This is a genomic window from Amycolatopsis sp. NPDC004169, from assembly GCF_040610315.1.
Taxonomy (GTDB): Bacteria; Actinomycetota; Actinomycetes; order Mycobacteriales; family Pseudonocardiaceae; genus Amycolatopsis.
This window is the reverse complement of sequence record NZ_JBEXMD010000019.1, coordinates 25,136-38,422: the sequence shown is the minus strand read 5'-3', so window position 1 is coordinate 38,422 and position 13,287 is coordinate 25,136. Positions and strand designations below refer to the sequence as shown.

9 protein-coding genes are annotated in these 13,287 nt (G+C 71.8%); 2 read left to right on the top strand and 7 right to left on the bottom strand.

What is annotated here, in order from left to right:
- The 6 genes from ABZX11_RS24915 to ABZX11_RS24890 form a co-directional block, all read right to left on the bottom strand.
- Positions 1–1,545: an AAA family ATPase gene (locus ABZX11_RS24915; protein ID WP_354916893.1), complete on the bottom strand. Its 1,545-nt coding sequence runs from the start codon at positions 1,543–1,545 to the stop codon at positions 1–3.
- 13 nt (positions 1,546–1,558) lie between these two features.
- Positions 1,559–2,044, bottom strand: coding sequence for a hypothetical protein (locus ABZX11_RS24910; RefSeq protein WP_354916891.1), 486 nt, complete (start codon positions 2,042–2,044; stop codon positions 1,559–1,561).
- Between the two features lie 37 nt (positions 2,045–2,081).
- Positions 2,082–2,237, bottom strand: coding sequence for a hypothetical protein (locus tag ABZX11_RS24905; RefSeq protein ID WP_354916889.1), 156 nt, complete (start codon positions 2,235–2,237; stop codon positions 2,082–2,084).
- A 1-nt stretch (position 2,238) separates the two neighbouring features.
- A complete protein-coding gene (locus ABZX11_RS24900) occupies positions 2,239–3,972 on the bottom strand; it encodes a hypothetical protein (protein WP_354916886.1) in 1,734 nt (577 codons plus the stop codon).
- The gene (locus tag ABZX11_RS24895) at positions 3,969–4,427 is read right to left on the bottom strand and encodes a hypothetical protein (RefSeq protein WP_354916883.1); all 459 of its coding nucleotides are present in this window, start codon (positions 4,425–4,427) and stop codon (positions 3,969–3,971) included. Before ABZX11_RS24895 ends, ABZX11_RS24900 begins: the two co-directional genes overlap by 4 nt.
- A 99-nt stretch (positions 4,428–4,526) precedes the next feature.
- Complete coding sequence (locus tag ABZX11_RS24890; RefSeq protein WP_354916880.1) at positions 4,527–5,258, bottom strand: hypothetical protein; 732 nt, start codon at positions 5,256–5,258, stop codon at positions 4,527–4,529.
- A gap of 137 nt (positions 5,259–5,395) precedes the next feature.
- Between ABZX11_RS24890 and ABZX11_RS24885 the strand changes: the two genes are divergently transcribed.
- Complete coding sequence (locus ABZX11_RS24885) at positions 5,396–6,322, top strand: hypothetical protein (RefSeq protein WP_354916877.1); 927 nt, start codon at positions 5,396–5,398, stop codon at positions 6,320–6,322.
- A 263-nt stretch (positions 6,323–6,585) separates the two neighbouring features.
- Entirely contained in the window at positions 6,586–9,990 is a 3,405-nt protein-coding gene (locus ABZX11_RS24880) for a hypothetical protein (RefSeq protein WP_354916874.1), read from the top strand.
- Between the two features lie 272 nt (positions 9,991–10,262).
- On the opposite strand, the gene ABZX11_RS24875 is transcribed toward ABZX11_RS24880, so the two are convergent.
- Positions 10,263–13,049, bottom strand: coding sequence for a hypothetical protein (locus tag ABZX11_RS24875; protein ID WP_354916872.1), 2,787 nt, complete (start codon positions 13,047–13,049; stop codon positions 10,263–10,265).
- Positions 13,050–13,287: the final 238 nt, after the last annotated feature.

Genomic DNA, 13,287 nt, shown 5'->3' with positions numbered 1-13,287 from the left:
TCAGCCGAGCACCACGCGGCGCGAGCCCGTCTTTTCGGCCGAGTCCCGCACCTTCCCCGACGCCGGGATGGCCCGGTCGCGCAGCTGGCGGACCTCGTCGATCCGCTCCGGCGCCGAACGCACCAGCGGCACGATGTTGCGGAAGGCGTCGCGGTAGAACTCGATCGGCACGTTCCGGTCGTCGTCGGCGGCGATCGCCTCGTAACCGATCTCCTTCACGGCCGCCTCGACGTCCGAGCCGGCGAACCCGTCGCTGAGCCGGACGAGCTCGTCGACGACGTCGTCCGCCACCGGCGCGCGCAGGTATTTGCCCAGGTAGATCTGGATGATCTCCCGCCGCTCTTCCGCGTCGGGCAGGTCGACGAAGAACATGTCGTCGAACCGCCCGCTGCGCAGCAGCTCCTGCGGGAGCGCCCGGACGTCGTTGGCGGTCGCCACCACGAAGACCCGGGCGGGGGATTCCTGCAGCCAGTACAGGAACTGCCCGACCAGCCGGGTGGTGATGCCGGTGCTGTCGGTGCCCGAGCCGGCCAGCCCCTTCTCGATCTCGTCGATCCAGAGCACGCACGGCGCGACAGCGTCGGCCGTGGCGAGCGCCTCGCGGAGCCGGCCCTCCGACTGGCCGACGTACATGCCCAGCACCGACGCGATGTCCAGCCGGTACAGCGGCAACTGCCAGTCGCTCGCGATCGCCTTCGCCGACAGCGACTTCCCGCACCCCGGGACGCCGACGAGGAGCACCCCGCGGGGTGGCCGCATCCCACGGTCGCGCAGGTCCATGGTGAGCAGCGGGCGCTTGCGGTCCAGCCATCGCCGCAGCCCGGCCAGGCCGCCGACGAGGTGGTCGCCGGCGCGCACCGGGACCCGCTCGATGCCGGCCAGCTCGCTGAAGATGGAGTCCTTTGCCCGGCCCAGCTCGACCAGTTCGGCCTTGGTGATGGACTTCCGCACCACGAACGTGGCGAGGATGTTCAGCGCCTCGATCTTCGTCACCCCGGTGAGGATCGACGCGGCCTCCTCGCACTCGGCGGGACCCCATTCGATGCGGATCTCGCCGGCGTACTGGTGCAGGAAACTCTCGATCTCCGCGCGCATCTCGTCCACGTCGGGCAGGTCGAGCGCGACTGCCATCCCCATGCGCTGCAGGGTGTTCCAGGTCGGATCGGCGGTGATCACCATGATGCACCCGCCGTGTTCCTCGGCCAGCTGGGCGAGGTCGACGAACCGCCGCGAGATCTCGTTGTCGTCGCCGAGGTGCTGGACGTCGGTGAACACGACGGTCTGGTTCGCCCGGGCCTGGAACCACTCACCGGCCAGGTCGAGCGCGCCGAGCAGCGACTTGTCGTCCGAGAGCACCTGCCGGTTCCGGAGGTCCCGCAGGCCCTGGCTGAGCGTGTGCACGACGATATCGAGCTGCTTCTCCCTGGCCAGTTCGCCGAGCATCTCCAGCGCGCGCCCGCGTTCGACCGTGCGGACGGACACGAACGGAATGCGGGCCAGCAGGTATGATTCGATGCGGGCTTTCGTCTCCGCCCCGTTGGGCATGTCCCTGTTCTCCCTAGTCGAGGATGACCCGGCGGCCGCGCGCCGGTCCGGCGGGCGAGGGGGCCGCCGCCGGCCGGGTCAGCGCGGGCTCGAGGCTGTTCTGCCGGACGGCGTTGCGCAGCGCGACCGGCGCCTCGCGCACGGAGTCTTCGAGACTCCGCTGTGCCGACGAGATCGTCTCCCGGAGCGCGTCGGCCACGCTGGTGCGCAGCTCGCTCGGGAGTCCGGAGTGGACGGTGAAGGCCACCAGCGGGCCCAGCCGCTTCCGCGCGTCCGCGAGGACGACCGGGAGCACGGTCATCGCCCGCTCGGGCTGGGCGAGCAGCAGCTGCTGGTCACGGGAGAAGGCCTCCTGCCAGCGGCGGACCCGGTCGTGGAACGCCTCGGCGACGTGCCGGGCCAGCCGTTCGGCCATCTGCGGCCCGAGTTCGGCGTCGATCGGCTGCAGGTGCCCTGCCGGCAGGTCCTCGCCCCGGCCGAAGGCCGTCAGCCAGCTCACCCATGCGGCGTACGGGCCGGGTGTCCGGTGCACGCCGTCACTTCCGAGGGCGTCGTCGAAGGAACTCGGCGGGCGGCAGCAGGTCCCAGCCGGGCAGGTCCAGCGCGACCTCGTCATCCTGGAGGACCGGCCGGGGCCGGGGTTCTTCGGGGCGTTCGGGAACTTCCGGGCGACCGGTGATCGCTCTGGGCATGTCACGCTCCTCGCTTCGCGCCGGGTGCCGGGGCGGCGAACGCCGTGCTGTTCAACCGGTTGAGGTACGAGCGCAAGACCGCGGCCAGTGCGAGTTCGCGCTCCCACTCGGCCCGCAGGTCCACCAGCTCGGCGATGCCACCCCGCAGCTGCGCGACCGCGACGGCCCGGCGTTGCTCGCCCTGGCGCCGCAGTTCCCGGCGGCGTGCGGGTAGCGCGCGGGCCTGGTAGGCGGACCAACCGGCGAGGCCGGCCGTGCCGAGGAGGAAGAACACCGCGAGCCCGGGGTTGTGCGCCAAGCCCGCCCACAGCGCCAGCAACAGCACCACTCCGGCGGTGATCGCGGACGCCAGTGGCGGACCGGTGAACTTCACCTTGGCGACCGCGGCTTCGGTTTCGGCGTCGATGTGCGCGGCCAGGCCGGCGACGAGGTCGGCTTCGCCGGTCGTCTGGTCGATCCGCGCTGCCCACCCCTCGAGCCGGAACTCGACGGCCGCGGGCTGTGCGGCGACGTTGGCCGCCTCCAGCCGCCCGGCGCCCTCGACGATCCAGTCCTTCGCCAGCGCCACCGCGAACCGCTGGGTGCCCGGCGACGTACCGGTGCGCGGGTCACCCACCGCCGCGTTGCTGAGCAGGGTGAGGAAGTCGACGGTCTCCTCGTGCAGCGGGGCGGCCGTCTGGACCGCCTTCGCCGCCTGGGTCTTGTCACCGTCGGCCTTGACGATTTCCTGCAGCTCGTGTTCCTTGCGGCGCAGGGGAGCTTCCTCGACGTCATAGCCGGTGACGAGCCCGTCGAGGATGTCGTCGACCCGCCGGCGCAGGTCCTCGCTCTGCGGCAGCTCGCCGGTGAACAGGGTCCGGAACCGCTCCTCCGCCGTGCGGTGCACGGTCGCCCCTTCGTAGAGCTCCTTGAGCTCCGGCCAGGTGGGGCTGATGGCCGGCAGCACGGTGTACCGCGGGTCGACCGGCCGCCGGTCGGCGTCGAGCAGCCGGGCCCACCGGTCGACCTGCTTGTCGACGATGTCGCGGTCGTCGGCGAGGCGCTCGTACCACTCGCCGAGCTGGTGCATCACCAGGTGCTTCGACTCGTGCCCGAACGCGCCGGTGCTGACCGCGTCGAGGATCACGGTGAATTCGCGGGACAGCCCGGTGGGGTCCTGGCGCGCGGTGTACTGGCGCAGCCACCGCGCGGTGGCCTCGTTGCGCTGGTGCCGGCGCAGCACCAGCGCGAAGAAGAGGGCCGCCTTGTCATTGTCCCGGCGGGTCGTCTCCACCAGGGCCTTCTGCGCCAGGTCGGGATCGTCGCGGATCCAGGCGGCGACGGCCACGAGCGCCGGGGCGAGCCAGTACCGCGGGGTGACCAGCATCAGCTCTTCGGACAGCTGGCGCATCGTGCCGTGCGTGACGATCCCGACGTCCAGCGCCTGCAGTGCGCCGGTGGCGAGCCGGCGCACCTCGGCGAAGTGCCCGAAGTTCGTTTCCAGCTCTTGGCGAACCTGGATGATCTCGGTGTGGGCGACCTGCAGGTTGTGGCGGAGTTCGTCCCGGCGCCGGTATTCGGTGAACTCCGCGCGCAGGCCGAGCAGCTCGTTCTTGGTGTGGTCCTGCGCGACGGCGACCTGGCCGATCGACTGGTGGAGCACGACTTGTTGCTGGTTCAGCGTGGCCTGCGAGTCGGCGAGCTGCTCGACCGCCCGGCTGATCTGCCGGAACGCGTTGGCGACGGGGTCGGTCACGACTCACCTTCCAGTAGCACGACCGAGCCGTCCGCGCGCACGCAGACGAGCCGGTCCGGGTAGACCTCGACGGCCAGGTAGGCCGGTGACACGGCGAGGGCGCGGGCGCGTTCGAGAGCCGCGGGCAGCGCCTGCCCGCGGTGGTAGTGCTCGATGATCGACCCGTCCAACGCCAGGGTGTGCACCTCGAACGGTTCGCCGAGAAAGCATTCGGCCACGATGCCGAACGGAATCGTGTGGTACTTGTCGGCGAATTCGCGGCGTACTCCGTCGACGAACTCGTCGGTCTCCACCGCGCTGAGACTCCCGGCCGCGTCGAGCGCGCGAAGGGCCCGGATGTAGTTCTCGGACCGGTGTCCGGATTTCAGCCTGCTGCCGCTCGTCGCCGCGCTGTTCGTGGCGCGCGAAGATCGGGAAAGCATCCCGTTCTGGCGGGTGATCATTGGTTTCGGCACCGTGCCGGCTCCCTGGGGTGAGACATTTCCTGTCCCTAGTCGTCGCACGCGCGGCGGCTATTACGGATACCGCCAGCGTCACCCGGATGGCGCAACGGATCAGCCGGCGGCCAGGACGAACACGGCCGTCGCGGCCGCCGTCCAGACCACGGCGGTGGCCACGGCGAGGATTCTCGTGAGCCGGCCGGACGCGGGCAGCCGGGGCCGCAGGACCCGCCCGGTGCCCGTGTCCACCAGCTGCCGGACGACCACCCGGCCCGACCGGTCGCGCCGCCCGTAGGCCTCGACGACCGTGCCCGTCGCCGGTGCGCCGGGGATCAGTTTCCCGGTCACGACGCAGACGTGTTCCGTCCCCGTCACGTCCTTCAGCACGAGGTCGGAGACGTCCACGGTGCGTGACCGCGCTCGCTCCCGCAGGGGCAGAACCCAGGGCCACCAGGGTTTTCCGGTCTCCCGTGCGTCCGCGGGCAGCGTCGTTCGCAGGCCGGCGCCGAGGAGGGCGAGCACCACCGCGGCGGCGCCGCAGGCCACCAGCAGCGGACCGAGCGACGCGTGCGCGAGCACGGCGACGGCCAGCGCCGCGGCGGTGAGTGCCGCCCCGATCCGGCTCGCCCACACGGGGCTCCGGCCCAGGACCGGGTCCTGCCGCACCGGGCCGGACCGGAGCACCGTCCCGGTCGCGAGGCGGCCGGGGACGCGGGACGGTGGTTCCGTCGCGGCCGCGACTCGTCCCGCGGGCGCGACCGGGCGGCCGCCGCACGCGGGGCAATCGGTGTCCGTCGTGCTCAGCGGGGCACCACAGGAAAGGCAGGAAACGGGCATGATCGTCATTCCTCACCATCACGGTGTTCGCGGAATCCGAAACAGAACGCGAACCGGATGCGATTGTGTCGGGTGATGGCGCGCCCGGGAAGTCTCGATTGGGAAACGCTCACCCGGCGCGGCCGCCGACTTGAAAGGTGCCCGAAGTGAACGGATCTCCGGTTTTCGACGCGCCCGGGAACGAGCCGCCCCCGCGGGGTTCGTTGTGGGGCCCGGCGCGGGCGCCCGCCGATTCGCCGGAACGTGCGGAATCCACGGGTTTCCGGACCGACGGCCCGCCGACGGAACCGATCGCGGTGGTCCCGCCCGAGCCGCCCGGTGCGGTCGAGGAGCCGCCGCCCGCGGCCGGCGGGGCGGCGAGCGCCGGCCGGGTGAAGGTCGTGATCGGTGCCGCGGTGGCGGCCTTCGCCGCGGTGACGGCGGTCATCGTGGTCTCCGCGGTGACTTACCGGCCCGCGCCGCGTTCCGACGCGAACAGCCAGGTCCTGGGGGCCGGGAGCGGCGCGGGCGCCTACTCGAGCTACGTAGCGACCTACGCGCCCACCTACGCCTGGACCGAGACGCCGACACCGACGTCGACGACGACGTCCACGACGGAAACCTCGTCGGCGGCATCGACGTCGTACTCCCCGGGCGCGGTTCCCGACGGCTACCAGCGGGTGACCGGCCCGGCGGGCGTGTCGGTCAGCATCCCGGCCGGCTGGTCGGTGCAGCGCGGCGCGTTCGCGACGACGGACGAGGCCGACGCGCCGGACGGGTCCGGCTCGATCATCCGGTACAGCGGAAGCCCGACGCCGGTGCTGTCCCTGCTGGACGCGGTGGCGGCGCTGGAGCGCGACACGCCCACCATCCGGCGGGACTACGAGCGCCTCCGCCTCGACGAGCTCGCCTCCGGCGAGGTCGTGTGGGAGTTCCGGTTCACGACGAAGGCGGGCGTTCAGCGCCACGCGCTCGGCCGCTACTGGCGCGCGAACGACCACGACTACGCGGTCTACGGCTCGGTCGACGAATCCCGCTGGGAGGACTTCCAGCCGACGCTCGACGTCTTGGTGCAGACGGCGACCCCGCGTTGACCGGCGGCGGCTCGTAACGGCACCGGCGAACGCAGCGAATGGTCCGGTGAACCGCCACACCGAGACCGAGCACGGCCGATCCGGCGCGAGCCAGCACCGTGATCGGTTCCAGCCACGGCCACGTGGCCACGAGGTTGAGCAGGGTGATCAGCATCGTTCCTCCTCCGGGCGGGTTGCGGTCACAGCAGCGTCACCCCCGCGGTGTTCACCCTGCGGCAGCTGTCCCGAACTGAACGAATTGAACGAACTGCGGGGGAGCGCCGGTGCGGGCGGAAAACGGCCACGACGTGTTGCGGCTCCTGTACGAGGCCGTCGGATCACCGGGCTACCAGGACCTGGTCGACGCCGCCGACCGCAAGGGCACGGTGCTGAGCAAAGGCACGATCAGCAACCTGCTCTCCGGCAAGACCGAGCCTCGCCGGCGCACGGTGCTGATCTTCGTCGAGTCGTGCCTGACCCACAGCCCGCGGGCACGGACGTCCGCACTGTTCCGCGAACTGCCGGCCGAAGCGCGCGACACGGCGTACTGGGTCGGCCGCTGGGACAAGGTGACCGGCAAGCCCGCCCGGGTTCCCGCGCCGGCCGGATGGGACTTCTTCATCGTCTGCCGCCGGCCTGACGCGCCCGCTGCCCAGCGTCTGACGGAACTGCTGCAGCCGCGCGCCCGTGTGTGCGGCAGCGTCGCCCTGGCTCCGGACACCCCGCGGCAGGAATTCGAGCAGCAGCACCGCGCCTCCGCCGTGACGGTCGTGCTTGTCCCCGAAGCCGGCCTTGGGGAAATACGGTCCTCCGTCGAAGTCGCCGCGGACCTCGTCCGGCGGGATCCGGACAGCCACGTCGTGGTTTCCGTCCCGCTCGACGGCGCGCCGACGCTCCCCGAGGAACTCGCCGGGACGGAAGTTCTCGACGACGCGCTACCCGTCGTCGCCGAACGCCTGCTGAAGCTGCTCGCCGTCCGGCAGCGCCGTCCCGCGGCCGGATCGGCGGAGCTGGCGGCCACGACGGTCGGGCTGCTGAGCGCCATCGACGACCACCTGCTAGGCCGGGCATCCCGCCACGGCCCGGTGGTCGAGGCGTTGCTCGCGGACTTCGGCGACCCTGCTTTCGACGAGCGGGCGCGCCGGTACGGGCTGCAGGCCGCGCTGATCCTCCGCGAAGCCGAGAACCACGGCGACGCCGTGCGCCACTGGACCCGCGACGACGACGGGACCGCCGCCCTGGCGCTCGACCGGTTCCGCGACCACCTGGCCGAGGCGATCGCGGCCGGGCACTTTCCCCTGCCCTCCGCGCTCGCCGAGCAGGTCGCGGCCACGGTGCGCGGCGAGGCGCCCGGGCAGCACCTGCTCCCGGGCTTCACCCCGCCGGTCCGGTCCACCTCCGACGAAGTCGTCGTGGCGGAGAAGGCGCAGCTGGAAAGCTTCCACACGACGCTCGACGAGCGCGGTCGCCGGTTGACTCCCGCCGCGCGGCAGATGTGCGTGCTGCCCGCGGTCGATCAGCGCTTCCGCGGACGGGACCGGCTGCTCGACGCCGTGCCGGCCGCCTCCGTCGTCTGGCTCTCGGGTGCGCCGGGGACGGGGACGTCGGCGGTTGCCGTGCACCGGGCCCACCAGGTCGCGGACGAGTTCGAAACGGTTCTTTACCTCGATCTCCACGGCATGACCCCGGAGAGCCGCCGCAGTGCGCGGACCGCGGCCCGGATCCTGCTGGACGCGCTGGGCGAGCGGATGGTCGCTGACCTCCGCGAAGACGCGGCGTTGTACGAACGGCTGGCCGCCTCCCTCCGCCGGAGGAAGACCCTGCTCGTCCTCGACAACGCCAGGGACGCCGACCACGTCGCCCCGATCGTCCGGGCCGGCGGCGCGGAGACCACCCTGATCACGTCGCGGCTGCGAGTGCAGAGCTTCACCGAACACACCGTCCAGGTTCCCGCCCTGGACCGGAAGGCGTCGATCGAGCTGCTGGACAGCTACGCCGCCGGTATCGCGGAAGACCTGCTCGACCGGCTGGCGGAGTTGTGCGATGACCTGCCGCTCGCGTTGCGCCTCATCGCGGCCCGCCTGGGGGATCCCGACCTGCCACCCGACGAGATCGCGCGGCTGCTGGCCGCCGAACGCACCCGGCTCGACCTGCTGCAAGCCGGTGACCGGGCGGTCCGCGCCGCGATCGTCTTCACCTACCGGGACCTCAAGCCGCTCGCCCGGCGTGCCGCAAGGTACCTGTCAATCGGATTCGGCTCGGTGAGTGACGCCGGGGAGATGGCGGCCGGGCTCGCCGACTTCGAGGACCGTACTTCCCTGGCGCTGCACCGGGTCGTGGACGCCAACCTGGCGCGGTGCGCACGCGGCCCGAACGGCCCGATGCGGTTCCGGATGACACCGCTGATCCGGCTGGCCATGCGCGAACGGTCGGCGAAAGAAGACCGGAGCAGCGACATCGCCGACTACCAGCAGCGCGTGGCCCGGTACCTGGCGGACCAGCTCGTCGCGATCGTCGGGCGGACGGGCGGCGACCCGGAGCTCGAGGTCGACCCGACCAGGGCCCATGCGGCGCTCACGGCGGCGGTGGCCGGCGGGTGGTGGAGCACCGTGCTGGACGTCGGCGAGAACCTGCGGGCGATCCACGAGTCCGAATTCGATCTCGACGGCGTGGACGCCACGACCACGGAGCTGGTGAAGGCCCACCTGGCCATGGGCGAGCCGAAGAAGGCCGTGCGAGCGGCCAAGGGTGCGGCGGTGGACCTGCGGTCGAGCGCCCAGCACCGGTCCTCGGCGCTGAGCTGGGCACAGAAGAGCGTGGAGCTGGCCCGGGTCCACGACGTCGCCGGGGAGCAGGTCGGGTGCTGCCTGTTGTGTGCGGGCATCGCCTTCGAGCTCGAAGACAAGGAAAAAGCCACCGAGTACTCCCGGATGGCGGTCGAGCTGAGCGAGGGCACGGTGGCCGGCGCCATCCGGCCCCTGGTCAACCTGGGGAAGCTGCTTGCCGACGCCGGTGATCGGGAAGAAGCGGCGGGCACCCTGCGCCGCGCCGTCGACCTGGCCGATCTGGCCGGCAGCATCGACGACCGGGCGGCGGCCCACTTCGAGTTCGCCGCCGCGTTGAGCAGGCTGGGCCGCTCCGCCGAGGCGGCCGCAGCCTGGGCCCGGTCCGCCGAGTTGTACGTCGCGGAGAACGAATGGATGAACGCCGCCATCGCGAAGGAGAACGAAGCCGGGGTTTCGGCGGAGCCCGAAGCGGTCGCGGCGCTGACGGACGCGGTGGCCAAATTCCGCAAGGCGGACGAGCCCGCCCGCGCCCTGGCTGCCCTCTGTCACCTGTCCGCGTCCGTCTTCCGGACCACGCAGGCAGCGGAGAAGGCGCTGCAGGTGCTGGACGAAGCCCACGACATCACGCCGGGCGAGCCGGACCTGGCCTACGAGGTGGAGGTCCGCAAGACGTGTCTGCGCGCCATCCTGAGGAGGCTCGCGAACCTGCCCGAAGGCACGCCGCCCCGCCGCTTGGCCGAGCACGACGCCTACCGGAACGCCCGGGACGCGCTGCGGCACGGCAATGACCCCGAGGCACTGCTGCGGTTCGTGCTGCACCCGGTGATCGAGACGCCGAAGCACCCGGATCCGTGGGTCTTCGAAGAGCCGGGCCGTCACGACCGCAGGCTCGAAATCGGCTAGGGCGGCGGCCCGATGGCCGGCCCGAGGCTGCGGAGGAACTTCCTCCGCGCGCCCAGGTAGGCGAGCCAGGCCGCGATCGCGATGACCAGGACGCCGGATCACCGCGCCCGCGCCCCGCGGCCTGCCCAGCACGCTCGCGACCACCGACCCGGCCTGCCGGACGCGCCCATCGCCGTCTTGCCCGCGCTGTAGGCGACGAGGCCGTACCGCACCACCACTTCGACGCCGCTGACCGACGGCCGCACCCACCGGCGCCCGACCGAACCCGCCGATCAGGGATCAGGTGGGCACCAGGTGTCGGACGTGGGCCCGTCGGCCGCCCCGCAGAAGCCGTGCACCGACTTGTCGACCTCGCCGCCGGACACGCCCATCACCGCGACCGGCTTGTTCTGCGGCACGTTCCGGCTGATGTCGCCGCCGTAGTCGATGGTGCCGGTGACGCCTTCGAGGTACTTGTTGACCTGCTCGGCCCCCGGGCGCGAGGTGTGGATCGCGGTGATCTCGCGCCAGATCGCGCCCGGCGTCACCGGGATCTCGGCGGCCGTCTCGCGCAGGTATGCCGCCGCGACGATCATCACCTGGGCCGCGTCGTAGGCCAGCGCCGCGTGGCCGTCGTACGAGCGGCCCTCCGGCGTCCGCTCGAACGGGAACAGCGTCTCGTCCAGCGTCGTGTAGAAGTCCAGCGCGGTCCCGCTCGCCTGGAAGACCGGCGCGGTGGCGAACGAGAGGTAGTAGTACGGCAGTGCCCGGTTGCGCCGGCGTTCGCCCTGGTCGGCGACGAACCGGGTGACGTCGTCGTCGCCGATCACGGTGGCGCGGCTGCCGCACTGCGCGGCGCTGCTGAGGAACTGGCCGAAGTCGGGTACGCCCCGGCCGGCGAAGAACGCCAAGCCGTCGTAGGAGCAGGTGTCCCGGCCGGCCGCGCCGGCGTTGCCCAGCAGCGGCTCGCGGTACCGCACGTGCGAAGGCGGCCCGCCGAGGCCGCCGTCCGGGGTGAAGGCGCGGGCGTCGACCTGGAAACCCCGGTCGTGGAAGGACTTCAGGACGTCGTCGCGCAGGTTGGTGCTGTACACGTCGGCGTCGTCGTCGGAGTAGTAGACGCGGACCACGCGCGGCCCCGGCAGCTGGGTGGCGAACCCGGCGGCCACCGCGGCCTCGCGCCGGTTCTGCGGGGTCACCTGGAAGTACATCGGGTTCAGGTCGGCCAGCGGGTCCGCGGACAGCGTCGAGGCGACCATCGGCAGCCCGGCGTTGGTCAGCGCGGCGATGGTCCGCTGGGTCGGCTCGCTGCTGAGGTCCAGCCCGACCACCCCGACGATGCTGCTGTCCTGCTGGGCCTGCAGCCGCAGCTGGTCGGCCACCCGCACGCCTTCGCGCATGTTGCGGCCCGCGTTCGCGATGAGCAGCCGGACGATCGGGTCGGCCGAGCCCGGCGCGTTCAGCTGCCGCAGCTGGGCGACCGCGAACCCTTCCAGGGATTCGCGTTCGGTGGTCAGTCCTTCCGCGAGGTTGTTGGACGAGGTCAGCGCCTCCAGCACGACGAGCGTGATGTACGGCCGCTCGGGGTGGGCCTCGTGCAGTTGCTCGGCGCGGTGGTTCTGGTCCAGCACGACCGCTTCGACCTGCCGGATCGTCGCGTCCGACGGCTGGAAGACGTCCTGCGAGCCGTCCGTGGCGCCGACGCATTCGGTGCCGGTCCAGGTCAGCCAGGGGTTGTCGGAACGACAGTGCTCGGTCCAGGTGTCGTGGCTGCGGTAGGCGACGAACCCGGCGACGAGCGCGACGACCACGACGGGCACGCCGATCCGCGTCCACCGGCTCGCCCACCACGGCGGCCGGACCTGCCTGCGGAACCGGTAGTCGCTGCCGAGGGTCTGCAGCATCTGCCGGACCTTCGGCTCGTCGTCATCGGACGGCGGCCGGACGCCGACGGGCAGGTACCAGGCGGTCGGCCGGCGCTCCCGCCGGTCGCGCTCCAGCTGGTTCTGCCAGGCCACGTAGGCGGCGCGCGCCTGCCCGGCCTGGAACTGCGGCCGTTGCGGCGTCGGTTCCGCGTCGGGCGGCGGCGCGGGGCTGGCGCTGACCACCAGCAGCGGGTCGAACCGCCCGACCTGGTTGCGGACGGAGTTGACGAGCTCGAGCAGCCGGTAACCGCCGTTCCCGACGCTCACGTCGTCCAGCAGCAGCACCGGGTAGGTCATCCGCCGTCGCCGCCAGACCCGCCACGGCCGCAGCCGGTAGGCTCGCCGCAGGTCTTCGAGGAAGGCGTTGAGCAGCAGGCGGCAGACGTATTCGGGGGCCTCTTCCTGCCACTGCCCCTCGGTGAGCCGCCGGGCGAACCGGACGAAGCTGCCGGACATCTCGGGGGCCAGGTGGGGCTGCCGCAGGAACCACCGGTAGCGCCCGGACAGCAGCGGAACCCGGCCGGTGACGGCGATCCGGAAGGTGAGCAGGGTGAGCCCGCGCACGAGCAGCGAGAAGATCTTCCAGATGCCCTGGTTTTCGGGCAGCTGCTTGACGGCGTCCTCGGCGGAGGAGCTGAACCGCTCGGCGAGGCTGATCCGCCGGATGGCCCGCCGCAGCACCCCATCGGGATCGTCGCGGCCGTCGTAGTCCTGCAGCATCAGCCAGTAGACGAGGTCGAACAGCGGAAAGGGCAGCCGGCTGGTGTGCGCGGTGGCGCTGTCCCCGAGTTGCTTCCGGGCATCCCGCAGCACATCCCGGACGACGGTGACGGAGTCGGCGGTCGCGGGCCCGGCTTCGTCCCGCCCTTCGTGCTGGGTCAGTTCGGGCCGCGCGTACCGGATGCTGCCCTGCGGTTTGGCGGTCTTGAGCCGTTCCGCAACGGCGGCGAGCACATCGGCGCTTTCGGAGGGCCGGACGAGGCAGACCATGGGCAGGCCCCGCCGTTCGGACCGTTCGTCCTGGTAGTCACCCCAGTGGCATTGTTCGTCGAGTTTCCGCGGCCGATCCCCGAGCCGCGGCCGCAGGCAGAGTGCGCCGACGAGCTTGACAAGCACATCGGCCCCGACAAATCCGAGCGGCTCTGTTCTCCCCATCGGAACAGAATGACACATTCCCCGTGAAACCGGTTCCGCAGTTCTACCGTCACAGCCCGGACGGGGATCGACGGTGCGGCCGTGCTCCGGCAACATCAGCGTCCCGGCGCACGCTGTTACGGCAGAGACGGGATTGTTATGCGAGTTCATCAATCCGGGTCATCGACACTCCGGAATCGAGGGAAACAGCCAGTTCCGCTGGTGAGCGGGTTGCTCATTGGCGAGCGGTTCCGTTGAT

What these genes read in the sequence shown, in the direction of transcription:
- ABZX11_RS24905 (WP_354916889.1), bottom strand. Translation starts at nt 2,237, where the DNA reads ATGCCCAGAGCGATCACCGGTCGCCCGGAAGTTCCCGAACGCCCCGAA.
- ABZX11_RS24915 (WP_354916893.1), bottom strand. Translation starts at nt 1,545, where the DNA reads ATGCCCAACGGGGCGGAGACGAAAGCCCGCATCGAATCATACCTGCTG.
- ABZX11_RS24875 (WP_354916872.1), bottom strand. Translation starts at nt 13,049, where the DNA reads ATGGGGAGAACAGAGCCGCTCGGATTTGTCGGGGCCGATGTGCTTGTC.
- ABZX11_RS24890 (WP_354916880.1), bottom strand. Translation starts at nt 5,258, where the DNA reads ATGACGATCATGCCCGTTTCCTGCCTTTCCTGTGGTGCCCCGCTGAGC.